At 60.7% G+C, this 25,558-nt stretch carries 24 protein-coding genes and 2 pseudogenes; 11 read left to right on the top strand and 15 right to left on the bottom strand.

From position 1 onward, the window contains the following. Positions 1-45 precede the first annotated feature (45 nt). From AB9K34_RS07450 to AB9K34_RS07430, 5 genes and pseudogenes are all read right to left on the bottom strand, one after another. Positions 46-1,176 (bottom strand): NAD(P)/FAD-dependent oxidoreductase, encoded by a 1,131-nt coding sequence (locus AB9K34_RS07450; RefSeq protein WP_369953791.1) that lies wholly within the window; start codon positions 1,174-1,176, stop codon positions 46-48. Next, positions 1,176-2,210: a Gfo/Idh/MocA family protein gene (locus AB9K34_RS07445; protein WP_369953790.1), complete on the bottom strand. Its 1,035-nt coding sequence runs from the start codon at positions 2,208-2,210 to the stop codon at positions 1,176-1,178. The genes AB9K34_RS07450 and AB9K34_RS07445 overlap by 1 nt, the downstream gene beginning before the upstream one ends. Positions 2,211-2,235: 25 nt before the next feature. Then, positions 2,236-2,949, bottom strand: coding sequence for an amino acid ABC transporter ATP-binding protein (locus AB9K34_RS07440; RefSeq protein WP_369953852.1), 714 nt, complete (start codon positions 2,947-2,949; stop codon positions 2,236-2,238). Between the two features lie 123 nt (positions 2,950-3,072). After that, a pseudogene (locus AB9K34_RS07435) lies at positions 3,073-3,681 on the bottom strand (amino acid ABC transporter permease); the annotation flags it as partial. Positions 3,682-3,836: 155 nt separating this feature from the next. Beyond that, complete coding sequence (locus AB9K34_RS07430) at positions 3,837-4,661, bottom strand: ABC transporter substrate-binding protein (RefSeq protein WP_369953789.1); 825 nt, start codon at positions 4,659-4,661, stop codon at positions 3,837-3,839. A gap of 191 nt (positions 4,662-4,852) precedes the next feature. Between AB9K34_RS07430 and AB9K34_RS07425 the strand changes: the two genes are divergently transcribed. Both AB9K34_RS07425 and AB9K34_RS07420 read left to right on the top strand, forming a co-directional pair. After that, positions 4,853-5,917: a LacI family DNA-binding transcriptional regulator gene (locus tag AB9K34_RS07425; RefSeq protein ID WP_369953788.1), complete on the top strand. Its 1,065-nt coding sequence runs from the start codon at positions 4,853-4,855 to the stop codon at positions 5,915-5,917. A 208-nt stretch (positions 5,918-6,125) separates the two neighbouring features. Next, positions 6,126-6,989, top strand: a complete 864-nt coding sequence (locus tag AB9K34_RS07420) for a LuxR C-terminal-related transcriptional regulator (RefSeq protein WP_369953787.1) — start codon at positions 6,126-6,128, stop codon at positions 6,987-6,989. Here the strand turns inward: AB9K34_RS07420 and AB9K34_RS07415 are convergent. The 3 genes from AB9K34_RS07415 to AB9K34_RS07405 all read right to left on the bottom strand — a co-directional run bounded on the left by AB9K34_RS07415 (position 6,976) and on the right by AB9K34_RS07405 (position 10,003). Further along, on the bottom strand, positions 6,976-8,214 hold the full coding sequence (locus tag AB9K34_RS07415) for a Zn-dependent hydrolase (protein ID WP_369953786.1): 1,239 nt from the start codon (positions 8,212-8,214) through the stop codon (positions 6,976-6,978). The genes AB9K34_RS07420 and AB9K34_RS07415 overlap by 14 nt on opposite strands. 105 nt (positions 8,215-8,319) lie before the next feature. Then, on the bottom strand, positions 8,320-8,676 hold the full coding sequence (locus AB9K34_RS07410) for a cupin domain-containing protein (RefSeq protein WP_369953785.1): 357 nt from the start codon (positions 8,674-8,676) through the stop codon (positions 8,320-8,322). Positions 8,677-8,728: 52 nt separating this feature from the next. Next, positions 8,729-10,003, bottom strand: coding sequence for an NAD(P)/FAD-dependent oxidoreductase (locus AB9K34_RS07405; RefSeq protein ID WP_369953784.1), 1,275 nt, complete (start codon positions 10,001-10,003; stop codon positions 8,729-8,731). 361 nt (positions 10,004-10,364) lie between these two features. Here AB9K34_RS07405 and AB9K34_RS07400 point away from each other — a divergent pair, with 361 nt between their 5' ends. The 6 genes from AB9K34_RS07400 to AB9K34_RS07375 all read left to right on the top strand — a co-directional run bounded on the left by AB9K34_RS07400 (position 10,365) and on the right by AB9K34_RS07375 (position 17,997). Continuing rightward, positions 10,365-11,705: a Na+/H+ antiporter NhaC family protein gene (locus AB9K34_RS07400; RefSeq protein WP_369953783.1), complete on the top strand. Its 1,341-nt coding sequence runs from the start codon at positions 10,365-10,367 to the stop codon at positions 11,703-11,705. 335 nt (positions 11,706-12,040) lie between these two features. Then, positions 12,041-12,559: a hypothetical protein gene (locus tag AB9K34_RS07395; RefSeq protein ID WP_369953782.1), complete on the top strand. Its 519-nt coding sequence runs from the start codon at positions 12,041-12,043 to the stop codon at positions 12,557-12,559. 229 nt (positions 12,560-12,788) lie between these two features. Beyond that, positions 12,789-13,280, top strand: coding sequence for a hypothetical protein (locus AB9K34_RS07390; protein ID WP_369953781.1), 492 nt, complete (start codon positions 12,789-12,791; stop codon positions 13,278-13,280). 176 nt (positions 13,281-13,456) lie between these two features. Then, on the top strand, positions 13,457-14,329 hold the full coding sequence (locus tag AB9K34_RS07385) for a MurR/RpiR family transcriptional regulator (RefSeq protein ID WP_369953780.1): 873 nt from the start codon (positions 13,457-13,459) through the stop codon (positions 14,327-14,329). Positions 14,330-14,389: 60 nt separating this feature from the next. After that, positions 14,390-16,807 (top strand): FAD-dependent oxidoreductase, encoded by a 2,418-nt coding sequence (locus AB9K34_RS07380; RefSeq protein WP_369953779.1) that lies wholly within the window; start codon positions 14,390-14,392, stop codon positions 16,805-16,807. Positions 16,808-17,631: 824 nt separating this feature from the next. Next, complete coding sequence (locus AB9K34_RS07375) at positions 17,632-17,997, top strand: M10 family metallopeptidase C-terminal domain-containing protein (RefSeq protein WP_369953851.1); 366 nt, start codon at positions 17,632-17,634, stop codon at positions 17,995-17,997. Positions 17,998-18,098: 101 nt separating this feature from the next. Here AB9K34_RS07375 and AB9K34_RS07370 read toward each other — a convergent pair whose 3' ends face one another. From AB9K34_RS07370 to AB9K34_RS07360, 3 genes are all read right to left on the bottom strand, one after another. Continuing rightward, entirely contained in the window at positions 18,099-18,242 is a 144-nt protein-coding gene (locus AB9K34_RS07370; RefSeq protein ID WP_369953778.1) for a hypothetical protein, read from the bottom strand. A gap of 64 nt (positions 18,243-18,306) precedes the next feature. Further along, a complete protein-coding gene (locus AB9K34_RS07365; protein ID WP_369953777.1) occupies positions 18,307-18,816 on the bottom strand; it encodes an L-2-amino-thiazoline-4-carboxylic acid hydrolase in 510 nt (169 codons plus the stop codon). Positions 18,817-18,826: 10 nt separating this feature from the next. Continuing rightward, positions 18,827-19,084, bottom strand: coding sequence for a hypothetical protein (locus AB9K34_RS07360; protein ID WP_369953776.1), 258 nt, complete (start codon positions 19,082-19,084; stop codon positions 18,827-18,829). 131 nt (positions 19,085-19,215) lie between these two features. Between AB9K34_RS07360 and AB9K34_RS07355 the strand changes: the two are divergent. Beyond that, a pseudogene (locus AB9K34_RS07355) lies at positions 19,216-19,340 on the top strand (transposase); the annotation flags it as partial. Positions 19,341-19,534: 194 nt separating this feature from the next. Here the strand turns inward: AB9K34_RS07355 and AB9K34_RS07350 are convergent. Further along, positions 19,535-20,164: a glutathione S-transferase family protein gene (locus tag AB9K34_RS07350; protein ID WP_369953775.1), complete on the bottom strand. Its 630-nt coding sequence runs from the start codon at positions 20,162-20,164 to the stop codon at positions 19,535-19,537. A gap of 111 nt (positions 20,165-20,275) precedes the next feature. On the opposite strand from AB9K34_RS07350, the gene AB9K34_RS07345 reads away from it, so the two are divergent. Then, positions 20,276-21,022, top strand: a complete 747-nt coding sequence (locus tag AB9K34_RS07345; protein ID WP_369953774.1) for an SDR family oxidoreductase — start codon at positions 20,276-20,278, stop codon at positions 21,020-21,022. 11 nt (positions 21,023-21,033) lie between these two features. Here the strand turns inward: AB9K34_RS07345 and AB9K34_RS07340 are convergent, their stop codons facing one another. Genes AB9K34_RS07340 through AB9K34_RS07330 form a run of 3 tightly spaced genes read right to left on the bottom strand, consistent with a single transcriptional unit; the run spans position 21,034 to position 24,491 of the window. After that, entirely contained in the window at positions 21,034-22,476 is a 1,443-nt protein-coding gene (locus AB9K34_RS07340) for an FAD-binding oxidoreductase (protein WP_369953773.1), read from the bottom strand. 10 nt (positions 22,477-22,486) lie between these two features. Next, positions 22,487-24,187, bottom strand: coding sequence for a thiamine pyrophosphate-dependent enzyme (locus AB9K34_RS07335; RefSeq protein WP_369953772.1), 1,701 nt, complete (start codon positions 24,185-24,187; stop codon positions 22,487-22,489). A gap of 22 nt (positions 24,188-24,209) precedes the next feature. Next, entirely contained in the window at positions 24,210-24,491 is a 282-nt protein-coding gene (locus AB9K34_RS07330) for a DUF3394 domain-containing protein (RefSeq protein WP_369953771.1), read from the bottom strand. Positions 24,492-24,952: 461 nt separating this feature from the next. Between AB9K34_RS07330 and AB9K34_RS07325 the strand changes: the two genes are divergently transcribed. Then, positions 24,953-25,411, top strand: a complete 459-nt coding sequence (locus tag AB9K34_RS07325; RefSeq protein WP_369953770.1) for a DUF2267 domain-containing protein — start codon at positions 24,953-24,955, stop codon at positions 25,409-25,411. The last annotated feature ends 147 nt before the right edge of the window (positions 25,412-25,558 follow it).

Genomic DNA, 25,558 nt, shown 5'->3' with positions numbered 1-25,558 from the left:
CCGCGGGTCAGCCGCCGATTGCGACAACGCCTTGAACCCGGCGTTTCAGCGCGTGAACCGTTCCGGCCTGAAGGGCTCCAGGAGTTCGTGGCGCAGGCCGAGCGCCATTTCTTCGGCCAGAAGCTCGCCGGCGATCAGCCCGAGCGTGGCGCCGCTGTGCGAGAAGGCAAGGTAGCAGCCGGGCAGGGAGGTCACCTCGCCAAAAACCGGCTCGCCGTCACCTGGAATTGGCTTGGGTCCGTAATGTACTGCCGCGACTTCGAGCGCAGGCACGGGATCCAGCACCTTTTTCGCTTCCTCGATCAACCCGTCAATGACCCATTGCTCGACCTGATAACTGCCATCGGGCTGCTGACGAACTTCGTCCTCGGGCCAGGCCGAGTCGAGAAAGAATGCGCCTGTCGCGGTCGGACGCACGGCCACGCGCGGGGTATTCAGAACAGCGCGCAAAGGGTGATCCACCGGGTGCGTCTCGACCAGGACCGCGACGGGCGTCGCATCATCCACCTGAATCCCCAACTCGGCGGCCATGACCGGCACCGCAGGGCCGGTGGCAACAAGTGTGACGTCCGCGTCAAAGCTGCGCCCGTCAGATGTTTTGGCGCCCCGCGCGCGCCCGTTGCGGACCTGAACTTCGGCGGGGCCGGCGTCGGTCACGATCTCGCCGCCCTTGGCGCGCAGTTCCTCGGCCAGCAGCGCGATCAGCGCCGGCAGTTCGACCCAGCCCTCGTTCGGGTTGAGAATCGCCCCCGGCTCGGTAACCGCCGCGCCGTTCACCCCCGGCACGCATGTCGCGACGTCCGCGCCGCCGAGCAACACGGCTTCGTAGCCCAGATTGCGCTCATACCGATAGATATCGGCGATCTCGTTCCCGTCGTCCGCCGCATCCCATGTCAGACCGCCATCGAAACGCAGCCAGTCGGGACCACGATGCCGGTCGGACAGGCTGCGATAGCGTTCCATGCCGGCCTGCCGCAGTCGGTGATAGGGAATGGACCGGCGGCGGGACGAGTTCAGCCAGGCCAGCGAGCGCCCCGAGGCGCCATTGGCCAGTGGCCCGTCATTGATGAGAGTCACGGCGACCCCCATGCGGGCCAGCTGCACGGCGGTCGATACACCAAAGATACCTCCGCCGATGATCACGGCGCTTTCGATTTGAAGGTTGGAAGAAGACATCAGGCAACTCCTGCGATGGGTTTCGTTTCTGCAACCGGTTCCCAGACCCCGGTTCGTGCGGCGCGCGTTGTGGCTTCAAGGGCCGCTGCATTTCCGCGTATCTCGTCCAGGGCAGCCGCCCAGCCATCGCGCGCGCGTACCTGCCGGACAAATGCTTCGGCCTGTAGCCGGTATTGGTCTGCGGGTGGCATGGTCTGAATCTCGCGGCCGGTGCCCAGCAGGTCGGTGCCCGGATCGATGGCGAGCCGCGCGCGATGATCGCCGGGGCAATTGAATGGGGCGTCAAACACCAGATAGCCGTCCGTGCCCAGCAGCGTCAGCTGCTGCACCAGCGCGGATTGCGTGCTCACGGTAAAGCCGAGCTGTCCACCGCCCGCGAAACGCGCTGCCCCGGTTGTAATCCGGTCCGTGCCGAACACGGCATCGCGCTCCATTATGGCGGCGACGCTCTCCGGTGCCTGTTCAAAGAAAAATCGCGCGGTATCCAGCGCGTAACAGCCGATGTCATAAAGACCGCCGCCGCCGATATCCGCCTGATTGCGCACATTTTCCGGATCGTGATTGGCGTAGGAAAACAACGCCTGAACCGCAGTGAGGTGGCCGATCCTGCCGGCGCGGACGAGTTTTCTTGCACTTGTCCATTGCGGATGGTGGTGCGTCATGAAGGCTTCGGCCACGAACCTGTCCGCCTGTCGTGCGGTCTCGGCAACCTGTTCCGCGTCGGCGAGGGTGAGGGCCAGCGGTTTTTCACAAAGCACGTGTTTGCCGGCCCTGAGCGCCTGCAGGGTCAGGGGAACGTGCAGGTGATTGGGCAGCGGGATATAAACCGCGTCGATCTCGGGAGAGGCGAGCAGCGCCTCGTAACTTGCATGATATCGGGGAATATCGAAATCCCGGGCGAAAGCCTGCGCACGCGCGGCGTCGCGTGATGCGATCGCCACGACGCGGCAGCCTTCGGCAGATTGAAGAGCCGGCAACATGGCCTTGCGGGCGATGCCCGCCGTGCCGAGAATGCCCCACGAGAGATTGGTCATCGATGCGTTTCCTGAAATTGTCAGTTTAGAGAACTTCGGCGAAGAACTTTTTCAGCCGGTCGGTCCTGGGATTGGTGAACAGCTCTTCGGGTGGACCCTGTTCGACAATCTGACCCTCGTCCATGAAAACGATCTGGTCAGCGACCTGCCGGGCAAAACCCATCTCGTGTGTCACGACAACCATGGTCATGCCGCGGCGTCCAAGGTCCGCCATCAGGTTGAGTACCCCCTTGACCAGTTCCGGGTCGAGCGCGCTGGTCACTTCGTCGAACAGCACGACCTCCGGATCCATCGCGAGGGCCCGGGCGATGGCGACGCGTTGCTGCTGCCCGCCCGACAGGCTGCTCGGACGATGATCGCCCCGCCCCTGAAGACCGACATCGGCGAGGCGGGCTTCGGCGATCCGCCGCGCCTCGTCTTTGCTCATCCCCTTGATCCTGGTCAGCGACAGCATGATGTTGCCCAGTGCCGTGTGATCGGGGAACAGGTTGAAATGCTGAAACACCATCCCGACCCGCGCGCGCAGGCGTTCCGGTTTCATGCTGCGGATGTCGACGCCGTCGAGCCGTACTTCGCCCGCATTCATGTCGACCAGTCGGTTGAGGCTGCGCAGCAAGGTGGATTTGCCTGAACCTGACGGCCCGATGACGCAGGTGACAGAGCCTTGCGGGATCTCGAGATCAATCCCGCGCAACACCTCGAGTTGCCCGTAGGAGAGCCGGAGCCCCTTGATCGACAGGCTGCCACCATCGAACCGCGTCGCGTCATTGTTCTCGTGACGGACGTTGCTCAGTTCCTCGACCTCCTCAAGTCCGCTGGTCGGTTGCACGCGCCGCGGCGATTTCCCGGTGCGCAGACGGTGGTCGAAATAATTCACCAGATGGGTCAGCGGGACCGTTATCGCGAGATAGAAGATACCCGCCAGCAGCAGCGGAGAGAGGTTGCCTGTCACCACGGCGGCGTCCTGACCGACGCGGAAGATTTCCCGCTCGGACGCCAGCAGCCCCAGGAAATAGATCAGGCTGGAATCCTTCACGTTTGCGATGAACTGGTTGACCATGGCCGGCAACACGCGCCGGATGCCCTGCGGAATCACGATCAGCCGCATTCCCTGCCCGTAGCTCATGGACAGCGCGCGGCATGCCTCCATCTGTCCGGTGGGCACGCTCTGGATGCCGGCGCGAAATATCTCGCCCAGATAGGCGCCTGCGATCAGGCTCAGGGCCAGGATGCCGAGGGGATAGGGAGAGGGCCCAAACAGGTCCCGGCCCAGTCCGGCCAGTCCCTGGCCAATCAGCAGGATGGTGACGATGGCGGGGAGACCCCGGAAGATGTCGGTATAGATCCGGGCTGGCACGCGCAGCCAGAGTGACCGTGAAATGCCCATGACCGCCAGAATGATGCCGATCAGAATACCGATCACCGTCGAAGCAAAGGCGAGGATCAGCGTGTTCTTCAGGCCGGTCGTCATCATGATCGGCAGGATTTCGGCCATCGCCTCCCAGTCAAGGAAGGTTCGGCGGAGGTTTTCTAGCCACATGCGGAAGGTCTCCTCGGGCGCTTTGCCCGGTCACGAATTCAAGGGTGCGGCCGCCGGGGAGGGTGGCGACCGCGAGAACGACCGCGTCAGCCGTCCTTGGGGAGATATTGTTCCGGCATGGGCGAACCGGGGAACCATTGCTGGTAGAGCTCTCGCCAGGTGCCATCGTTCATGGCCGCCTGCATCGCTTCGTTCAGCGCATCGCGCAGGGCGTCATTGCCAGGCTGCACCGCAAAGCCGGCCGGCGCATCGAATGAGGGAATGTTGATCTTGAGCGCGAGATCATAGCGTTCGCCATAGGTCTTCGCCGCCTCGTAATCGAGAAAATGGGCGTCTATCGTCCCATTGTTGAGCGCCGCAACGCCGGTGTTGTTGTCAGGGAACTGCACGATGGCGGCGCCGTCGAAGTTCTTTTTGGCATAGAGTTCCTGCAACGTGCCCTGCACCACGCCAAGGCGCTTGCCCTCAAGCGTTGCCACGTCCTCGCCGATGTCATCGTCGGCGGACAGGACCGTCAGATAGCCCGCCAGGTAGCCATTGGTGAAATCGACCACCTTGGCGCGTTGTTCAGTGATACCGATGGCGGCCGCGGCAATATCGAAGCGCCCGTTGGCCACCGAAGGCAGCAGGGCAGCGAATTCCTGCCCCGTGAACAGAATTTGATCTTCTTCGAAGCCCAACCGTCCGAGCACGTTCTTGAGGAATTCCACGTCAAAGCCGGAGAACTCGCCGGTGGCGCTGGTAAAGGCGTAGGGCTTTGCGTCGCCGAGCGACCCCACGCTGACCGTGCCGGGTGTGATCAGGTTATACGGGTTCTCGTCGGCCCGGGAGCCCGTCGCGGAAAGAAGTGCCGCGGCGCAGAATGTCGCGACTGCGGTCTTCGCGGCATGAGAAATAAATGGGGGCATCATGTCGATAAGTCTCCACTGTTGTTGCTGTCAGGGCGCGTCTGTGAGCTGCGCGAACCGACCTATTATGATACCGGTGTCAATGCATTCTGAAGATCATGAGACCGGTCTCAATAGATGTATTTGTCAGGAATGTTTTGATTCGCGTCAACGATTTTGTTACAGATGCGGAAAAGCGAGCAGATGATCCCGGGATGAAGTCTAACACTGGCTCTGTGACGGTCGCAGACGTGGCGCGCGCCGCGAAAGTATCGAAAGCAACTGCGGCGCGGGTGCTGGGCGGCTATGGCGTGGCCAGCGAGAGTACCCGCGAAGCGGTGAACCGTGCCGCGGCGCAACTGGGGTACGTGGGCAACGATCTTGCGCGTTCGATGAGCACCGGTCGCACGGGTCTGATCGGCGTCGTCGTCGGCGATATCGAGAACGCATTTTTCAGCAAGGCGGTGCGAGGCATATCCGATACCGCCAGGGCGGCGGGCCTGAATGTCATCATCACGAATTCGAGCGAAGCCGTGGAACAGGAGCGGGAAATGGTTGGCGTGCTCCTTCGCCAGCGCGTGGCGGGACTCATCGTTGCGCCGACGGATTCCCGGGTTGTCGATCATCTCGAGACCGCAATCGCTTCGGGCACGCCCGTCGTGACGCTTGATCGTGATCTTGCTGCTCTCGATGCCGATGCGGTCTACGGCGCGGATTACGACGCGGCGCGGCATGTGATGCGACGGTTGCAGGATCACGGGCACCGCGAAATCGCCTATGTCACCGCCTTGACCGATCCGGTCCTGCAGGGTGACAATCTGGGCGGTGTTCCCATTTCGGCGGTTCGCGAACGTCTGCGTGGCTTTGTAGACGCGTCGCGAGAGGCGGGGGTCGCGCAGCCGGAGCAGCTGATCTTTACCAATGCCGTCGACGAAGACAGGATCTTCGGCATCGTTGCCACGCTCTTGAAGCGGCAGCCACGTATCACCGCCGTCCTCGCTTCCGACAGCATCATTGGTGCGGATGTATTCCGCGCGCTCGCCAGCGCCGGTATCAGAATACCGCGGGACCTGTCTTTTGTTTCGTGGTTTGACGCGGATTGGACGAGAATTGCCTCGCCCTCCGTATCCGTGGTGGATCAGCCGACCTATCGCTTCGGTGCGCGGGCGACGGAGTGCCTGATCGAACGGCTGAACGGCAGCACGAGCGCGCCGCGCAAGCTGCAGATCCCGACGAACCTCATCGAACGTGAGTCGATCGGAGCGGCGCCGGGCAGCTGACGATACGATCTGCCCGAGCCACGCCTTTCCGGCAGTTTTGCCTGCGGTGCCGGCTCCGGATGCCGCCCGATCTGCCTTGGTCGAGAACTGGTGGTTTTCCGGCCGACTCCTGCGGGCACAACTGTTTTTCGCATCGCTGCCGGGTGCATTTGCTTTTGATTGTGAAAATAAATCAAACCGATAAGCTGCGGCATAAAGGAAGGGCAGCATGCAACATCACGACATCGCGGATGCGCGTTTCGGCCAAGAGGATTTCGCGCGGTTTGCGGCCTGTATCAATGCGGTCGGCACCGAGCGATTTCCCGAGTTGATCTGCCAATTGTGCATGGAACTTGTCGGGGCCGAAAAAGTCTACCTGACCGCGTTTTTCGACCGTGACCCGATTGTCGAACTCTATTCGAACCATTCAAGCGAACGCCATCTCAAGGCGCTGGAGATGTATCTGAAGGTCGCGTATTTTCTCGATCCTTTCTTTCAGCGGTTCAGGGAACATCGCGGCGACGAACTCTTGCTGCTGGGCGATATCGCGCCGGACAACTTCAAGACGAGCGAGTATTATCAGCTTTTTTACAGGGATATGGGGCTTCAGGATGAATGTGGCATTCTGGTCCATATCGGCGAGAGTTCCGCGATCTGCATTTCCATGGGCGCAGAGGAAACCGGGCATGGCACCAACCCTTGGCGTCTTTCCCTGGCACTGCCGGCGATCTACGCGCTGATAAAGCGGCACTGGACGCGCCTGACACCGGTCCAGACCGACGGTACGGGGCGTCTGGCCGCGCAGCTGGAAGCGGCCTTCAAGGCGTTCGGCAAGAGCGTTCTCAGCCCGCGCGAATCCGATATCGTGCGCCTCATCCTGCAGGGTCATTCCAGCAAATCCATCGCACGGGAATTCGATAACAGCCCCGAAACCATAAAGGTTCACCGTCGTCGGGTTTACCAGAAGCTCAACATCGCCTCGCAGGGCGAGCTTCTCTCTTTGTTTCTTTCTGCGGTGATGGCGGCCCCGCCGACAAGTTCCGAAGATCCGCTTTATCACTATTTCGCGTCGAAAACCTCTACGTCGGGCTGAGTCCGAGGATGTTACAGGCCGCACTCAAGAGAACGTTGGCGCCCGCCTCGACCTGGTACGGTTCGGTATGCTCGGCCTCGTTATGGCTGAGCCCGTCGCGGCACGGGATGAAGATCATCGTGGTCGGAACCTTCCGCGCCACCATCAGGGCATCATGTCCGGCGCCGGACACGAGATCCAGATGGCTGTAGCCATGACCGGCGACCCCTTTGCGAACGGCGTCGATCAATGTGGGGTCAAAGGCGACGACAGGCGAGTGCCAGATCAGGTTCGATCGGATGTCGAGTTCCGCAAGATCCCTCTGAAGCCGTTCGAGCAGAGCCTCAAGGCTGCTGTGCATTTCGGTCAATGTGTCTTCGTTCGGATGGCGCAGATCGACGGTCAGCGAAACCTCACCGGGCACCACATTCCTGCTGCCGGGGGATGCGTTCAGCTGCCCGATCGTGGCCCTTGCGTGCGTGTCGATCGTGCCGATGTCCCGGACGCCCTGCAACAGGGCGGGCAGGGCGGCAACCGGGTCGCGCCGCATCGCCATCGGGAACGGACCTGCATGCACCTCCTGACCGGAAATCGATATGTCATACCACCGGATGCCCTGCGCACCGGTGACGATACCGATGGTCTTGTCTTCCCGTTCGAGCACCGGCCCCTGTTCGATGTGCAGTTCAAGGTAGGAGTGTATGATCTTGTCGGTCGGATGCGGCATGCCGGCGTAACCGTGGCGATCCAATTCCTCACCCACCGAAACCTTGTCGTGATCTTTCGATGCGCGGATCTCCTCGAGGCCAACCATGCCCGAATAGACACCGGATCCCATCATAGCCGGGGCAAATCGCGCGCCTTCTTCATTCATCCAGCAGGCCACCTCGACCGGACGTTCCGGCACGAGATCGTTTTCCGAAAGAACCCGCATGACCTCAAGCCCGGCAAGCACTCCCAGCACCCCGTCGAACTTGCCGCCGGTCGGCTGCGTGTCAAGATGGCTGCCGATGACCAGCGGCGGCAAGGTGTCGTCGCGGCCTTTCATCCGCGCAAACATGTTGCCGACCGCATCGTAGGTGATGTCAAAACCGCAGGGCGTGCACCAGGACGCGAACAGGGTGCGCCCTTTAATGTCCAGATCGGTGAGCGCCTGCCGGTTGCATCCACCCCTGGTGGTGCCCCCGATCTGTGCAATGTCCATGAGATTTTGCCAGAGGCGATCCGCATTGATGTGAAGCTGCATGTGACGGGCCTTGATGAACTGTAAATTCGGGGAAACGGGGTTCGGTTTTGCAGAGGATGCGCCCGCCCGGAGAGATCAGCCAGGGCGGCAGTTTCGTGACAACGTTTATGATGCCGAAAAGAAATACTTGCGGAACCGGCCCCTGGTTTCCCAATATCCGGTGAAGCCGCGACGAAACAGAAAGCTGTCTCCGGGTCCGTAGGTCTCGGACGCGCCATCGTCGGTCGAAAGCGTGACTTCGCCCGACAGGACAACGCACATCTCTTCGATCGGGCGGTTTTCGATGCGTTCCTTGTAGGCTCCGCATTCCCAGACGCCGGCCGTCACGCCCTTCTTGCTGAAGAACAGCGCGGCGCGCTCATCGGGATCGCCCGAGACGACGTTCGCGCGGTCAACCAGGCTGACCTGTTCCAGTGTTCCGTCCGGACCATCGGGCAGCATTTTTTGCATGAATTTCGCCATGTGTGTCTTCCTTTCATTTTGCAGAGATCGCGTATGCGCAGGCCGAGCCGGTTCACTCTTTCAGTCGGTCGCGCATCATGTAGTATTGATATGTCACCTCGGCTCCGATCTTTCCCAAGGGGCCGAAGGTCGAGGTCAGGCCGAACCGGTCCGCCAGCTTGCGATACCGCTGGTCGTTTTCGGCAATCGCCGCGGCCAGCATGTCACCTGTCACGTTCGTTGCCGCGACACCGTGGCCGCCAAAGGCTTGCGCGTACCAGACTCCGGGTCGCTCTTCGCCGATCTGAGGCATCTTGTGGGCCGACCAGCTCATCCAACCTTGCCAGGCGTAGTCGACTTTTACGCCTTCCATCTGCGGATAGACTTTGAGCAAATCCTGATACAGCAGATCCCTGAGGTTCTTCGGTTCGGTCAGGTTCGTGGCCACGCGCCCGCCCCACATGATCCGGCCGTCCACCAGCGGGCGATAATAATCAAAGGCAAAGCGCGTATCGTAGATCGCGTGTTGGCAGGTAAAGGCGTCATCCCGGCGCGCGCCGAGCGGTTCGGTCACCATCACATAGGTCGAGATCGGCAACGATGCTCGCGCCAGAGGTTTGTAGAGGCCCTCAAGATATCCGCCACAAGCAATCACGATGCGTTTTGCCCGGATCGTGCCGTTCGGGGTGTGCACCTCCTTGATCGGTCCGTCGGCCTTGATCTGCGTTGCGGGGGTATTCGAATATAGGCGCGCACCCTGCTTTGCGGCCTCTGCGGCAAGGGCCAGAGCATATTTCAGCGGATGGAAGTGAAAGGCGTTCTTTTCGACCAGCGCGCCGTTATAGCGGTGGGATTTCACGGTCTCGCGCAGTTCATCCGGCGCGATGTAATCCAGTTCGACGCCGAAACTGTCCGCCATGAAACGCCGATGATCGGTCAGTATGGATTCGTCCTTGAACCAGTTGCACAGCAATACGCCGTCCCATATCGCATCGCAGTCTATGTCGTATTTCCCGATGCGGTGCCGGATGAGTTCGATCCCCTCGGTGGTAAAGCCGTAAAGCTCACGTGCCTTTTCCTTGCCGACAGCCTTGATCAGGCCGTGCTCATGCAGCGAGAACCCGCCAAAAGCAAACCCGCCGTTCCGTCCCGAACACCCGAACCCGATACCTTCCGCATCGATCAGGACCACATCCTTGTGCCCGCGTTCTACCAGTCCAAGCGCCGTCGAGAGGCCGGCATAACCACCGCCGATGATGCAGGTTTCGACCTCGGTGCTTTCTGTCAAAGGCGGAAACGCGTCGGCACCGCTTGCGGTGGCTGCGTAATATGAATCCGGATATCCCATCTCGTCTCCTCCTCTTGTCAGGCAAATCGCTGTCCTGGGCACAATCTAGGTCAGGGCGGGTTGCCTGAAACAGTCACCAGAACGGAGTACAGCGACGGTCACGGCGACATCCGTCGCGAAATCACGTAAACGCGCGGGCGGCCGGAACGTTGCAGATCACTGCCGAACCAGCCCGCCCCGCAACCGATGGCGGCGGCAGCGCGCGGTCTGCGTGTACCCCTAAAGAAGTATCCCTAACCCCAACAGGTCACTGAATTTTCATTGGCCGCTTCGCTAGGCTGATGCAGGAAGGCAGGCGTAAACGACGCCCCGTTCCGGCCTGAGACAAGAGACCAGGACGAAAATAAAGGAGGAGGAGAACGTGGAAGATCCCGGAATTCTGGCATTGGTGCCCACATTGGTGGTGATCGTGCTCGCGGTTTGGTCGCGGCGGTCGCTGGAGCCGTTGATCGCAGGCGTGATCGTCGGATATGCGATGATCGCCACCAGCGATGTCATGTCGAAAACGCTGGAAAGCGCGCAATCGGTGCTCGCCGATGGCACGATGATTTGGATATTGCTGGCGGTCAGCCTGTTTGGCGCGCTGACGCATCTGATCGTGCATTCCGGCGGTGCGCAGGCCTTTAGCGGCAAGCTGGTGAAGTTTGTTCGCAGCCGCAAGTCGGCGCTGATGACCACATGGGTGCTCGGGCTTGTCATCTTCATCGACGATTACCTGAACGCACTGACGGTCGGGTCGTCGATGAAGGGCCTCACGGATAAACACAAGGTGTCGCGCCAGATGCTGGCCTATATCGTCGATACGACCGCCGCGCCGATCTGCGTGTTGATCCCGCTGTCGACATGGGCAGTCTATGTCTCCGGTCTGCTGGAAGCCAACGGCGTTGCGGGCGATGGCGAAGGGTTCCGCACCTATATCGGGGCGATCCCCTACATGCTCTATCCCATTGCCGCCGCTCTGCTTGTACCGCTTGTCGCTCTTGGCGTCGTGCCGGCAATCGGTCTGATGAAAAAGGCCGAGGACAAGGCCGCACGTGGCGAAAGCACGATCACCGCGCGGGGCGGAGCACTGACGATCGACCACGAGTTCAAGGGCGACCCGAACATCTGGAACTTTGTCGTCCCCATTGCAAGCCTGCTGTTCTTCACGTGGTGGTTCGGCATCGATATTCTGATGGGGGTCTCTGCGGCGCTTGTCATCACGCTGGTTTTCTATGGTATTCAGCGCGTTCTGACGTTCAACCAGATGTTCGACTATGCCATGGAGGGCATCAAGGGAATGCTCCCTGCCATTGCCATCATCGTCGTGTCTTTCATGCTCAAGGACGTGAACGATACGCTCAGGTTGACCGATCTCGTGATCGAAAGCGTGCGTCCCTTCATGTCTGCCGCCCTGCTGCCGTCGATCTGCTTTGGCGCGCTCGCCCTGATCGCCTTCGCGACCGGCAGTTTCTGGGGCATGTACGCCATCGCGCTGCCGATCGTGCTGCCGCTCGGCGCTGAACTGGGGGTCGATCCGGCCCTGACGATTGGCGCGGTGGTTTCCGCCGGCGCATTTGGCAGCCACGCGTGTTTCTACGGCGATTCGACCGTGCTTTCTGCGACCGCCACGGATGTCGAGCCGATGGATCACGCGTTGACTCAACTGCCCTATATCCTGATTGCCGCCGCAATTGCGCTTTTGGGTTTCGCTTTGCTGTGACGCAGTTGCTGCGGAAAAACTGCGGGCGCCTTTGTCGGGCGTCCGCAGTTCAAGATCGGTGAACGGCCCGGTTGCGCGTGGCAACCGGCCATCACAATACCCCAATTGTTATTCTCCAGGACGTTGCACGTACCGTGCTCGTCCTTTTCCGGCTTTCAAATCCGTGCGTGAAAAGCCGAGATATTCCACAAATCCTGCGTGTTGCCGCATCGTTGGAATATCGCTGTCGAAGGGGCTTGCTATATCTGACTTTTGTTGTCAAGAAAGGCGTGCCCAGTCACATTTGCAAGCAAATCCGCCCGGCATTTCACTAACACCCGACATCCGGAGCCTGCATGAGACATTCCCGCAAACTCAACGACACCCCCTGCATGCGCCAACTTTCAGACAAGGAAAGCCTGGTCATTCACGCCGACCTTGAACCGGATGACCTGAACTGCCTGATCGTCATCCGAAAGTTCTGCCAGAGCTTTGCGCCGACCGGGAATGGCGCATGGATTGATGGCTTCGTGACGGCAGAGGATATGTGGGGCGAAAAGGATGGCGTGCGGATCGCCCACCGTCTGATGCATGTCCTGCAGGCGATGCGGGAAAGCCGGTCATCGGTGTTTTCGTTCAGTTCACCAACCTGTCCCGTGTGCTCGCAGATACTGACGGAACACGAACGGCGGCTGATCACCGCAATCCGTTCTGCGCGGCAGGGTCGGCCGGAGCGGGCGGGTCTGCAACTTCTCATGCTGTGCGAAGGCAATCCGACCGACGATGTGATGGAGCAGCTGAAAAGCCTCGCCACCGTGTTTTCAGAAAAAGATGGGAGCGGCCCGAGCGAACGGGCGAGACCGGCGGCGCTCTGATGAATACGCTCAGGTTCCTGCTTGCGACCGACGATCAGGCGCAACGTGCCGGAAGCGGTCTGAATCCTGTTCTGAGACGCGCAATCGAGGCTCAGTTGCGGTTCCCGTCCACAGCGGCTGGTCCCTCTCTCACTGTCGAACTGTCAGAGGCCGCGCTGCCTGCAAACGTAACCCGATTGTTTCCCATCCCTCTGCAACCAGAACGGCGAAATGCATGAGCAGGTTATCCATGACAACGTGCCCCAACGTTCTGCACATCAGCCAGTTGCAATGCGACGATTTCGAGCGGGCGGTCTTGCCGATGGCACGTCATCTCGTGCTGTCTCTCACTCAGCCGGAACATCACTGCTGGCACCGGGCATTCGTGATCGCGGTGGAGCAATGGGACGAATCCGTTGGTCTGAGTGTCGCGTATCATCTGCAAAAGCTTGTCAGGGCATTGTTGCATTGCCGCACCGAGGGGCTGACCTTTCAGGATCCGCTGTGCATCGACGACAAGCACACGGTGACCCGAGACGAGTGGCTGCTGATCGGCATGATTCACAACATGCGCCGCGATCAGACGCCGGAGGCGCGGGACTGTGTGTATCAAATCACCCGGGGCAGAATGGACCCGGTCGTGATCCGCACCGCCCTGCAATTCGCCACGCGCTTCTCCTGCGGAGTGGGTGGCGCCATACGGCAGACAGCCGCCGCGCCCGTGTTGCGGGTTGTGCAATGATCGGGCACCGGACACGCTCTGTTCCGTCGCGCTGACAGGCAAATCGGCACCTGACGCTTTTGCAGGTAGCCTTCGGTATCCGAAAGCCAGTGGCGGGATCATTTGTTTTTGAGTTTGATAATTTTAAGAACAAATGTAACATGGCCATACATGACCGCCCGAAAGGGAGCGATTCGATGGCGGATGGACGATCCATCACTGATCTTGTGTCCGCACGGTATGGCGAACTTACCGAGGGTTTGCAGCAAGCTGCGGATTACGTCGTCGCCAACCCGATTGACGTGGCAACGCAAAGCCTGCGCTCGGTCGCGGCCTCCAGCGGGATGTCTCCCACGACCTTTTCGCGCTTGAGCCGTGCGCTTGGCCTCAGAAATCATGACGAAGTGCGCGCGCTGTGCCGCGTGGCGCTGACGACGCCCAGGGCGAGTTTTGCCGACAAGGCCCGCGATTTGCAGTGCGAAACCCTCGGGGCTGACGGTCCGGGTGCGCTGTTTGTCCAGCAGGCCGAGGCAAATCTGAGGAATATCTCCGAGCTGGTCAATTCGATCAACATGCAAAAGACCGTGCGCGTGGTCGAAAAACTGGCCGGCGCGCGGCGGGTGTGGCTTCTGGCGGGTGCAATGTCCCAGGCGCTCGCGAGGTATCTCGACGAAATGGCCGTATGGATCACCGACAACTGGCGGCTTGTTGCAGATGATGGAACGTCGATGTCGCGCGCTGTGTCCACGGCGACGGCGGACGACGTTGTCATCCTGATTTCCAAGTCGCTGTTTACCGCCGCGCCCATCAGGGCGGCGGAACTGGCGGCAGGGCGTGGGGCCCATGTCGTGCTGATTACCGACTCGCATACCTGCCCGGCCCTTGCATTTGCCAGCGACTATTTCGTCTTGCCCGCAGACAGTCCGCATTTCTTCCCGTCCTATGCGCCCGCTGTCGTGCTGCTGGAAGCGATGATGAGCATGCTGGCTGCGCATCTGGGCGACGCGGCCGAGGAGCGGATCAAGCAGACCGAAGCGATCCGGCGCGACCTCGGGGTCTATTGGGAGTAGCCGAGACCGTGCGGCCATCACCCCACGGTATATTTTTGACAGTTCGACAGGAGAATTTCGATGAAAACCCATGCGCAGGCCGTTGTGATCGGTGGCGGGCTTGTCGGTTGCTCGATCCTTTATCACCTCGCGAAACTCGGTTGGACCGATGTTGTCCTGCTGGAGCGGAACGAATTGACCTCCGGCTCGACCTGGCACGCCGCGGCCAATATCCATGGGCTGCATGACAACAACAACATCACCCGCATCCAGCACTATACGATGAACCTCTACAAGGAACTCGAGCAGGCAACCGGGCAGGGCTGTGGCGTGTTCCAGCCCGGTTCGCTCTATCTGGCCCAGACCAGGGAGCGGGAACACCAGTTGCGGTTGCAGGCGGCCAAGGCAAAATTCTACGGGCTGAATTTCTACGAAGTCAGTCGCGAAGAGGCAAAAGAGCTTCATCCGCTGGCGCGGTTCGACGACGTGCGTTGCATCATGTTCGAACCCGAAGGCGGCAATGTCGATCCCTCGGGCGTGACCATGGCCTATGCGGCGGGCGCCCGCGCGATGGGGGCCGAGATCGAGCGGTTCTGCCCGGTGATCGGTACCGATCAGCAACCGGACGGCAGCTGGATCGTGCGCACCGAAAAGGGCGATATCCACGCTCAGTGGGTCGTCAATGCGGCGGGGCTGTGGGGGCGCGAGGTCGCGGCACTCGCCGGTCTCACCTTGCCTCTGCAACCGACCGAACACCAGTATTTCGTGACCGAGACCATTGCCGAGGTCGCCCGGCTGGGTCGCCGTCTGCCGTCTATTGCCGATCGCGACGGTGAATATTACTTCCGCCAGGAAGGCAATGGTTTCCTGATCGGCGCCTATGAGCGCGACATGCGGTTTTGGGCGCAAGAGGGCACGCCGCTGGATTTTGCCCATGACCTGTTCCCCGACGATCTCGACCGGATCATGGACAACGTCATCCGTGCAACCGAACGTGTCCCCTGCGCCGAAACCGCAGGTGTCAAGCGGGTGATCAACGGCCCGATGATCTGGTCGCCCGATTCCAATGCGCTCTGGGGTCCGGTGCCCGAATTGCGGAACTACTTCCTGTGTGGTGGCATCATCCCCGGCTTTTCCCAGTCCGGCGGCCTGGGCCTGCTATCGGCGCAATGGATGATCGATGGCGAGCCGCAATACGACATGTTTGCCTGGGATCTCGCCCGCTTTGGCGACTGGGCGGACAAGGCATTCACCACGGCCCGCGTAAAGGATCAGTACGCCAACCGCTTTGCCATCCACTTCCCGAACGAGGAACGCAGCGCGGGCCGTCCCGCGCGGGTGCGCCCGGCCCATGAGATGCAGAAAGAGATGGGCTGCGTCTTTGGCATGAATTGCGGTTGGGAACATCCGCTGTGGTTTGCAGACAGACCCGGCGTCACCGACAGCAACAGCTTTACCCGCCAGAACTGGTGGGAACCGGTGGGGCGAGAGGCGAGGATGTTGCGCGAGAATGTCGGGATCATCGACATTTCGAATTTTGCCAATTACGTGGTGAAGGGGCCGGGCGCGCGAAGCTGGCTTGACGCGCTGGTCGCCAACCGGGTGCCGACCGAAATCGGTCGGTCCTGCCTGACACCGCTGATCTCGGTGCGCGGCGGGATCGCTGGCGATTTCACCATCACCATGACGGGCGATGACAGTTACATGATGATCGGCTCCGGTATGGCCGAGCGGTATCATCAGCGTTTTTTCAACATGGTCGAACTTCCCGAAGCGACGACGTTCGAGGTGGCCACGAACCGCATCGCGGGCTTCAACGTCGCGGGACCCCGGTCGCGCGAGATGTTGCAGCGCCTGACCAATGCAGACCTGACCAATGACGCCTTCCGTTTCATGCGGTCGCGCACCATCGAGGTTGGCGGGGTGGAATGCCTCGCGATGCGCGTGTCCTTTACCGGCGATCTGGGTTGGGAACTTCACTGTGCCGAGGCGGATCAGGTAAAGCTCTACGCCGCGTTGCTGGCGGCGGCCCGGGAATGCGGTGGCGGCCCGGTAGGCGGCCGTGCACTGGCGGCGCTGCGGATCGAAAAGGGTTATGGATCATGGGGGCGCGAATACAGCCAGGAATACTGGCCGCAGGAGGTCGGGCTGGACGGTCTGATCAGGCTGGACAAGGATTTTCTGCACAAGGCGGCCTATCTGTCGATCAGGGAGAATGCCCCGCGCGAGTGCCTGAGCTTTTTCGAAATCGACGCCACGCATGATGCCGATGCGAGCGGGGGCGAACCGGTTTTCACGCCGGATGGCCGATCCGTTGGCCGGGTGACGTCGGGTGCCTATGGCTATTCGGTCGGCAAGTCGCTCGCCATCGGCTATGCAAATCCGCAGATCGCCGGACCCGGGGACGAGGTCAACGTGATGATACTGGGCATCCCGCACAGCGCCCGCATCCTCGCCGCGCCCGCCTTCGATCCCAAGGGCGCGCGTCTGAGAGCGTGACCCCGGACATTTCGGGAATTGAATGGACATTCGATCGGAACAGGGGTACCAGCATCCCGTTTTTTGACGAGTTGCAAGGTGATGACGATGGGCGGACTTTCCGAAGGGATTGGCGAGGGGAATATCTGCTATTGCGTGATCGAGACGGATCTCCCGAAATATCCGGCCAAGATCGACTTTACCACGCAGTCCGATGCGGGCAGCATCGAATATGCGTATATCGGCACATTCCAGAATGCGTTCGATATCACCGGGTTCGGACTTGAGGGGCATGACGGCTGGCTCCGGGCCGGCGTGTATCTCACCGGCCAAAAGGGCTTTCAGTTCGAGTCAGTCACGCTGGACGGTGAAGTGCTCCAACGCGAATATCTGCGTGAGATCCTCAATACCGGGACGATAAGCGGCAGAGAGTATTCCATATTCAGTGCAAGCCAGATCGAAACGCTGATCCGCAACGAGGGTGAACTGATCGGCGATGTCGTGCTTGGCGACGGTATCGACCAGCTGATTAACACCGGCAGGATCTCCGGTTCGGTCTTCACTGGAAACGAAGGTGCTCTTTCATCCAGTGACCATGACCTTATCGAGAACCACGGTGTAATTACCGGCCCCGTGAACCTGGGCTGGGGCGATGACGTGTTTACTTCTGTCGGTGACGGGCGCGTGGGCAGCGAGAGCAGGCCATTCGCTGTCCGGGGGATGGACGGGGACGACATGCTGAAAGGCGGGGCGCGTGATGACAAGTTTCTTGGTGGCCGGGGACAAGACACGCTGTCGGCCGCAAGGGAGATGACAGGCTTTTCGGAAATGCCGACGATGATGTTCTGCGGGGCGGTGCGGGCGACGATCTGATCTCTGGCGGTCGCGGAAGCGATCTCCTCTTCGGTGGCGCGGGAAGTGACGTCTTTCAGTTCCGCAGCGCCGATGCCTCCGAGCGCGGCGCGCTGGCCGACCGGATCAAGGATTTCCAGCAGGGCGAGGATCGGATCGATCTGTCCTCGGTGGCCGATGAAATCGACTTTATCGGATCAGGGGCGTTTTCCGGCGCGGGCAATGCCGAGTTGCGTTTCGTGGCGGCCGGTAATGGCACCGCGCGGGTGCTTGTCGATGTGGATGGCGACGGCACGATCGACATGCGCATCAATCTCAGCAACACCCCTGACCTTCTGGAAACGGATTTCATCCTCTGACCTTTCCGGAACGGCGCATTGTGCCGGCACCTCCGCCAAAACCAGCAGCGGTGTTTTTCACCATGGGTTCCATTTGCCGCTTCATGTGGTTGCGAACGCCGTCATGCAGGGTGCGTACCGTACAGATGAGTGTCACATCCTGCGGCACCACATTGAATGCCTGGCCGGCATGTGAACAGGCCGTTATCGATCATCGCCTTGGCACCTGCTCCTCCCTCTTCGGGTGGTTGGAAGATGAAGATCACCGTCCCGTCGAAACGCGGTCAGGCTCTCCACCTCTTTGGAGACCTGGTTTTCGATGGCCATATGTCAGGCGTCCTTCTTCATCCGATAACGGAAATCGCAATGCGACGCGCCCTTCATGATCGTTTGCGTCCGGGTCAGCTCGATTTCGGGATTGTAGCCGATACAGAAATCGCCATCGCGGTTGCAGGACAGCAGATGGCCGATGTCCCCCAGCCCCATTTCGCGATACATCTCGGAATAGCGACACCGGGTGACGTTGAAATCCATCCTGGTTTCGCTCGCCTCGACCATCTCGATCCGAAGCGCATCCTCGCGCGTCCAGTTGGGCATGATATCGGCAAAATCCCCGAGATCGGGTGCATGCCCAAGTGCCTGGGCAAGCTGTTCGCCCTGTTCGATTGCCGAGCGCGAGCAGGTTTCACCGATCACCGCTTCGCCCTCTTCGCGACCCGAGCGTTCGGTGATCACATCAAGCACATGCTTCAGGATCATCGCCTCGATCCTGCGTCGCAACAGGATCGGGATGTCGTTGATATCCATGCCCTCCGGCACGGTGGTTTCAGTCGGGCTCATCGCATCCTCCTTACAGGTCGGGTTCGCGCAGGTCCTGGCGTTTCAGCCAGGCGAGATAGGCAGGGGCCACGCGCCTCACGATCGCGTGAAGCGGGAAGGGTTGCGGCTCGGTCAATGGTAAGGCCAGTTCCGCTTCGGGCCAACCCAGGGCGGCACGTGCCCCCACGGTCCCATCGGGCGTTTCAATCACCCATTCCGCACCGTCCCGCCTGTAAGCGGTCGCCGGGATGGCTTCGTGGATCACCGCGCCCAAGTCCTCGGTCTGCATGTCGAACTCACGGACCAGAGCAAAGAGCGTATTGGCGGTGACCTGCCACGGGATTTTTCCTCCATCTGGAATTAGAGACCGGCCTAACGAAGGGACGGAGAATGAAGCGATCAGGATAGACAGAAGAGCAGATGATCGGGATTCTGACCGAACATGAGGCGGGCGCGAAGAGCGCCGACCTGTGCCGCAAACACGGGATGTCGGAAGGCACCTTTACGTCTGGAAGGCCAAGTTCGGTGGCATGACGGTGCCAGATATGGCCGCTTATGATGCGGTTTACAAAAGGATGATCGAACGCCTCGATTTCTCGCATGTGAACTCGATGATCTCGATGGAAGAGCTGAAATTCACCACCGCGATCCCGACGAAATATCTTTGAGCGGATCGGTCGGGATTTGGAGCCCGACCGATCCCGTCAGCGCAGTTGCTCCCCGCACGCCTTGCTGAATTCTAGCCCGCAGGAATGTCGCCCACGGCTCTGGGCACGTGATATCCCTTTCTCACCGCATCGCGGGCCAGAAGCCGTTGATACCAGGCGCGGACATGCGGATAGTCTTTCAGGTCGATTTCCTGCCATTCATGGCGCGAGACCCAGGGCCAGATCGCCATGTCGGCGATGCTGTAGTCGTCGCAGACATGCTCGCGCCCCTCCAGCCGCGTGTTCAATACCTTGTAGAGCCGCCGCACCTCGTTGCGAAAGCGGGTTTCCGCATACTCGGCCTTGCCGGGATTGAAATGCAGGAAATGATGCGCCTGACCCGCCATGGGGCCGAAGCCGCCCATCTGCCACATCAGCCATTCCAGCACACGGGCGCGTCCTTCGGGGTCGTCGGGAATGAACCTGCGGTATTTGTCCGCCAGATAAACCATGATCGCGCCGGATTCCATCAGGTGCAGACCGTTCTCTTGGTCGACGATCGCAGGGATCTTGTTGTTGGGGCTGATGGCCAGGAATTCCGGCGTCATCTGTTCGTCCTTGCCGATATCGATTGCGTGGGCGGTATAGGGCACCCCCAGTTCCTCGAGCAGGATGGAGACCTTGCGCCCGTTGGGTGTGGTCCATGTATACAGGTCGATCATGCTATGGTGCTCTTTATTTTACGGCGTGGATACCGGGACAAGCCGGTGTACATTTATCCGGGTTATTATATTAGCATAACTCACTGAGAGCAAAGCAGGGGAACCTATCTGATGGTCGGGAAATTCGGGTTGATCACAGGCGCGGGCAGCGGCGTGGGGCGCGCCTGTGCCGAGGCGCTGGCGCAGGATGGATTCACGCTGGCCCTGACCGGACGGCGGTCCGAACCACTGGAGCAGACGCGCGAGGCCCTGGCGGGGCAAGGGCATCTGGTTGTTCCGGCCGATATTGGCAAGGAAGAGGAAGTAGACCGCGTGTTCGCACAGATTGAGGGGACTTTCGGGCGACTGGACCTGCTGTTCAACAACGCCGGCCGAAATACGCCTGCCGTCGAACTTGACGAGTTGCCGGTGGATACGTGGCACGAGATCATGGCCACAAATGTCACGGGTGCGTTCCTGTGCGCGCGGGCCGCGTTCGGCTTGATGCGCCGGCAGTCTCCGCGCGGCGGCCGCATCATCAACAACGGTTCGATCTCGGCATCGGTACCGCGACCACTGTCGCTCCCTTACACGGCGAGCAAGCACGCCATTACCGGCATGACGAAATCGCTGGCGCTGGACGGTCGCAAGTTCGACATCGCCTGCGGCCAGATCGACATCGGCAACGCCGCCAGCGAAATGACGGAACGCATGGCCGAGGGTGTCCTGCAACCTGATGGATCGATGCAGGCGGAACCGCGCATGGATGTGCGGGACGTCGCGCGCACATTGTCCTATATGGCCTGTCTGCCGGCGGGGTCCAACGCGCTGTTCGTGACGGTGATGGCGACCAAGATGCCCTTTGTCGGGCGCGGCTGAGGCGTTTCGCGCTAGAACAGCTTGCCTGGGTTCATCAGCCCGTCCGGATCCAGCGTGGTCTTGATCTGTTGCATTACGGCCAGCGCCACCGGATCCTTGTAGCGTTTCAATTCCGCGCGCTTGACCTGCCCGATCCCGTGCTCTGCCGAAATGGATCCGCCCATCTCGTGCACGATGTCATGCACGATGCGGTTGAAATTAGGGTATTCCTTCAGGAATGTGGCATCTTCCATATCCTGCGGGCGGGTCAGGTTGAAGTGCAGGTTGCCATCGCCGAAATGGCCGAAGGGGCAGGGGCGCAGCCCGGGCATGTAATCCTTGCAGGCAGCCGTCGCGGTTTCGATGAAATCGGCCACGCGCGACACCGGCACCGCCACATCGTGTTTGATGGATGCGCCTTCGGACTTCTGCGCCTCCGAGAGTTCCTCGCGCATGCGCCACAGGGCGTCCTTGCGGGCTTCGGACGTCCCGATCACCGCATCCGAGATGACCTCCTGTTCGAACGCTGCGGCAAGGGCGGTTTCAAGTCGCGCATCCAGGTCATCTGCCGGATTGGCGCTGGTCAGTTCCACAAGGCAATAGGCGGGGTGGATTTCCGTCATCGGGTCGGTGCATCCGGCATGGCGGATTACGGTTTGCAGCGCGAAACGGTCGATATATTCGAAGGTGGACAATGTATCGGCATTTTCGCGGCGCAGCTTGTCATAGAGGGCAAGCGCGGGGTACGGTCCGGCGCAGGCGACCATCGCCGTTGCACGTCGAACCGGCTTCGGGAAAAGCTTGAGCACTGCCGCGGTGATGATTCCGAGAGTCCCCTCCGAACCGATGAAAAGGTTGCGCAGATCATAGCCCATGTTGTTTTTGCGCAACCCGTTCAGGTCGCTCAGAATGCGCCCGTCCGGCAGCACCGCTTCGATCCCCAGAACCAGCTCGCGGGCATTTCCATAACGCAGAACCGCGGTGCCACCCGCGTTGGTGGCCAGGTTGCCGCCGATCTGGCAGGATCCTTCCGAGGCCAGCGAAAGCGGGAACAGGGCGTCCGCTTCGGCGGCGGCCTCCTGGATGTTGGCGAGGACACAGCCCGCGCCGACGGTCATTGTCGCGTTGAGCGGGTCGATGTCGATAATCCGGTTGAGGCGCTCGGTGCTGAGGATCACTGCACCATAGGGCGTCCCACCGCCGACCAGACCGGTATTGCCGCCTTGTGGCACGATGGCCACGCCTGCCGCACGACACAGACGCACCGCCAGCGACACCTGTTCGGTATCGGCAGGACGGATCAGCGCCAGCGCATGGCCCTGATAAAGGCCCCGATCCTCGACAAGGCGGCCGGCGAAATCCGCAGGATCAGTCAGGACATGCGCCATGCCGAGCACCGTTTTAAGGTTCTCGAGAAGCAGGGTCAGATCGGTTCCGGCAACCTGACCTGCCGGAGAAGCGACGTCCTGTGGCATGTCTGTCCTCTTATGCGGTTTCCTTTGACCGCGCGGCCTCGCGCAGGCGAGAGATCGTCGTTCGGGTCGAGATTTGTTCGGGGTTGGTCACGAGCTCGATGACGGCGGGCCGGCCCGATGCGCGGGCGCGCTCAAAGGCTGCGGCAAAATCTTCGGTGCGCGTCACCCGTTCGGCATAGGCGCCGAGCCCTTCGGCCATCTTGACGAAATCCTGGTTTTGCAGGGTTGTTCCAGAGACACGTGCGGGGTGTTCCCGTTCCTGATGCATCCGGATCGTGCCATAGATGCCGTTGTTGAACAGCAGCACGACAGGGCAGGCGCCATATTGCGCGGCGGTGGCAAGCTCGTTGCCGCTCATCATGAACCCGCCATCTCCGACGAATGACAGCGCCAGTCGTCCAGGCTGCGTGATCGCGGCGGATACAGCGGCCGGTACGGAATAACCCATGGCGCCACAGGTCGATCCGACAATTCGGCCCGGCCTGCCGAAACGCAGATAGCGCTGCGCCCAGCCGGTGTGATTGCCCGCGTCCAGCGTCACGATCATGTCCTCGGGCAGGCTGTCACGAATCTGGCACAGGGCCACCCCCATATCCAGTTCCCATTCCTCGCCATTCGGACTTTCGCTATCGTTCAGGTAATCCCCATGCAGTTTCCCGCACCAGGCCGCCCAGTCCTTCGCGCGCCCCAGATCCAGTGCGGCCAGACCTTCGGCTGCGGCGGCAGAGCTGGAGGCCAGTCCCAGGTCTGGCGCGTAAACGCGCCCGATCTCGTCGGGATCGGGATGCAGGTGGATCATCCGGACCGCCGGATTGGGCGGGGTGAGCGTGGTGTAGGTCCTGGTGGTCATCTCGCCAAGCCGTGCCCCGATCACGATCAGCAGATCGGCGTCGCGCTGGTTGGCGTATAGGCTGGGTGCGGTCGAGGTGCCGAAATCACCTGCATAGACCGGGGACAGATTGGGCACGATGTCCTGACGCCGGAAGGAACAGCTGACCGGAATGTTGTTGGCCTCGGCAAAACGCGTGATGTGCCGCGCCGCCGCACTGTCCCAACCCGAGCCGCCCAGCAGCAACAGGGGCCGGTCCGCCGCACTGATTTCGGCCCTGATCGCTTCGATTTGCGCCGTCGACAGGCTGGCTTGCGTCGGCTGATAGGGGCGGGCATCGGCGACCGAGACGACATCGGTCAGCATATCCTCAGGCAGGGCAATGACCACCGGTCCGGGGCGGCCCGATGTGGCAACCCGAAAGGCACGCGCCATGTATTCCGGAATGCGCCTAGCATCGTCGATCTGCGTGACCCATTTGGCGATGGGGCCGAACATGGCGCGATAGTCGACCTCCTGGAACGCCTCGCGGTCGGTGGTGTCGCGGGCAATCTGCCCCACCAGCAAGATCATCGGCGTGCTGTCCTGCTGCGCGATGTGGACGCCGATGGACGCATGGCAGGCACCGGGGCCACGGGTGACCATGCAAATGCCGGGCTTGCCGGTCAATTTGCCATGCGCTTCGGCCATGTTTGCCGCACCTGCTTCGTGCCGCGCATTGATCAGGCTGAACCGGTCGCTGACATCATGCAGCGCGTCCAGAACCTCGAGATAGCTCTCCCCCGGCACACAAAAGGCCGTATCGGCACCATGGATCAGCAGTTGATCCACCAGGATCTGGCCACCGGATCGCGATCGGAGGGCGTTGGGGTCTTGCAGCATGGTTCAGGCTCCGTTTCTTCGACTAGTGGCCGGTATCACCAACCGGCGTGGGCTGATCGCGCCTGCCCAGCTTTTGCATCGCAAGGATTGCCCCCGCGATACCGAGGCCCAGCAGCGTCACTCGCAAATCGGGGTAAATCAGACAGATCGAAGCTGCAAACAAAAGTACGGCCTTCCAGCCCTGCAGGCGGCCAAAGAAGTAACGTTGGAGCGCCGCAGCCAGCAAGATGACGCCGATGGTCGCCTGGGCAATCACGATAGCCACGTTCACCCGGTTGCCCTGCATCAGGATCGCGGGCTCCAAGCATGCGTAATTGGCCTGTCACTTCGGAATCTAGTCCCGCAGCGTCGAATACCGACGTCATCAAGCTGGCCGGTGTCGTGTCGGGTGATGAGATCACGCGGTTATCCGCGACAGCAGCCGGGCTGTTACGGTAGTTTTCGGCTCCTCCGTATCCGGGCGGCGATACGGTAAAGGTAGAGAGTGACGATCTGGCGACAGCGCAATCGCTGTCCCAACGGCGCGCGATGGCGGCGCGGGGACAAGCGGACTGATGCGCAATTTCCGCCCTGCCTGATTACAGAAGGGTGCGTTGTTCGTGATGGGTCTTGCGGCTCTTTTCTCGGCGCAAAACTTGGCCGGCATATTGAAGCCGATCACGAGCGAATGACGGCGCGCAATCCCCGAATGGATCAACAGATCTCGTTCTGAATGAGTGAGAAGCGACCTTCACAACGCGGATCGCGAACTGGTAAGGTGCGGACATGCCTATGCCATGGACATATAGACACGCGTCAAAAGAATGGCGGGCGTTTCTCGATGATGCGAAAGAGCGCATGTGTCTGGAGTCGGACAACATGACCTACACCGCTGTTGATGCAGTGCTTCAGGTGTTTCGCCGCCGCTTGACCGCGCAGCAGGGCTTGGATTTCGCGACGGTTCTTCCGACTGTGCTTCGTGCAATTTTCGTGAACAACTGGGATCTTACGGCCTCTCCTGCTCCCTTTTCCAGTCGGCTTGAACTGCTTTCTGAAGTGAAGCAGGTTCGCGTGAACCACAGCTTGACCCCGGATAACGCGATCGAAGCGACCGCATGGGCGATCCGGCGATGCACCAACAAAAGAGACTTCGAACGCGTGCTACAGAAAATGCCCGATGGATCAGACGCATTCTGGCACGTCGATGTCGATGACCCCGCAGAACTTGAACAACGGATAATCTAAAGCGTTTCGCGATTGACTTGAAACATCTGGTATCACTTAACGCGTTGAAACCTTTGATTTCAGGCAGCTTTAGGTGCTTCAGGTTTATCGCGAAACGCTATAGCTGCGACGCAGCGTCAGCAAGTTTGCTCCCTCGATTCGATTTCG

Origin of the sequence: Sedimentitalea sp. XS_ASV28 (genome assembly GCF_041224545.1) — a bacterium.
In the GTDB taxonomy this organism is placed as follows: Bacteria; Pseudomonadota; Alphaproteobacteria; order Rhodobacterales; family Rhodobacteraceae; genus Sedimentitalea.
This window is presented reverse-complemented; position numbering and strand designations above follow the sequence as displayed.

Excerpts from the sequence above, each read along its gene's own strand:
- AB9K34_RS07450 (WP_369953791.1), bottom strand. The coding sequence starts at position 1,176 with ATGTCTTCTTCCAACCTTCAAATCGAAAGCGCCGTGATCATCGGCGGA.
- AB9K34_RS07445 (WP_369953790.1), bottom strand. The coding sequence starts at position 2,210 with ATGACCAATCTCTCGTGGGGCATTCTCGGCACGGCGGGCATCGCCCGC.
- AB9K34_RS07430 (WP_369953789.1), bottom strand. The coding sequence starts at position 4,661 with ATGATGCCCCCATTTATTTCTCATGCCGCGAAGACCGCAGTCGCGACA.
- AB9K34_RS07425 (WP_369953788.1), top strand. The coding sequence starts at position 4,853 with ATGAAGTCTAACACTGGCTCTGTGACGGTCGCAGACGTGGCGCGCGCC.
- AB9K34_RS07420 (WP_369953787.1), top strand. The coding sequence starts at position 6,126 with ATGCAACATCACGACATCGCGGATGCGCGTTTCGGCCAAGAGGATTTC.
- AB9K34_RS07415 (WP_369953786.1), bottom strand. The coding sequence starts at position 8,214 with ATGCAGCTTCACATCAATGCGGATCGCCTCTGGCAAAATCTCATGGAC.
- AB9K34_RS07410 (WP_369953785.1), bottom strand. The coding sequence starts at position 8,676 with ATGGCGAAATTCATGCAAAAAATGCTGCCCGATGGTCCGGACGGAACA.
- AB9K34_RS07405 (WP_369953784.1), bottom strand. The coding sequence starts at position 10,003 with ATGGGATATCCGGATTCATATTACGCAGCCACCGCAAGCGGTGCCGAC.
- AB9K34_RS07395 (WP_369953782.1), top strand. The coding sequence starts at position 12,041 with ATGAGACATTCCCGCAAACTCAACGACACCCCCTGCATGCGCCAACTT.
- AB9K34_RS07390 (WP_369953781.1), top strand. The coding sequence starts at position 12,789 with ATGACAACGTGCCCCAACGTTCTGCACATCAGCCAGTTGCAATGCGAC.
- AB9K34_RS07385 (WP_369953780.1), top strand. The coding sequence starts at position 13,457 with ATGGCGGATGGACGATCCATCACTGATCTTGTGTCCGCACGGTATGGC.
- AB9K34_RS07380 (WP_369953779.1), top strand. The coding sequence starts at position 14,390 with ATGAAAACCCATGCGCAGGCCGTTGTGATCGGTGGCGGGCTTGTCGGT.
- AB9K34_RS07365 (WP_369953777.1), bottom strand. The coding sequence starts at position 18,816 with ATGAGCCCGACTGAAACCACCGTGCCGGAGGGCATGGATATCAACGAC.
- AB9K34_RS07360 (WP_369953776.1), bottom strand. The coding sequence starts at position 19,084 with ATGCAGACCGAGGACTTGGGCGCGGTGATCCACGAAGCCATCCCGGCG.
- AB9K34_RS07350 (WP_369953775.1), bottom strand. The coding sequence starts at position 20,164 with ATGATCGACCTGTATACATGGACCACACCCAACGGGCGCAAGGTCTCC.
- AB9K34_RS07345 (WP_369953774.1), top strand. The coding sequence starts at position 20,276 with ATGGTCGGGAAATTCGGGTTGATCACAGGCGCGGGCAGCGGCGTGGGG.
- AB9K34_RS07340 (WP_369953773.1), bottom strand. The coding sequence starts at position 22,476 with ATGCCACAGGACGTCGCTTCTCCGGCAGGTCAGGTTGCCGGAACCGAT.
- AB9K34_RS07335 (WP_369953772.1), bottom strand. The coding sequence starts at position 24,187 with ATGCTGCAAGACCCCAACGCCCTCCGATCGCGATCCGGTGGCCAGATC.
- AB9K34_RS07325 (WP_369953770.1), top strand. The coding sequence starts at position 24,953 with ATGCCTATGCCATGGACATATAGACACGCGTCAAAAGAATGGCGGGCG.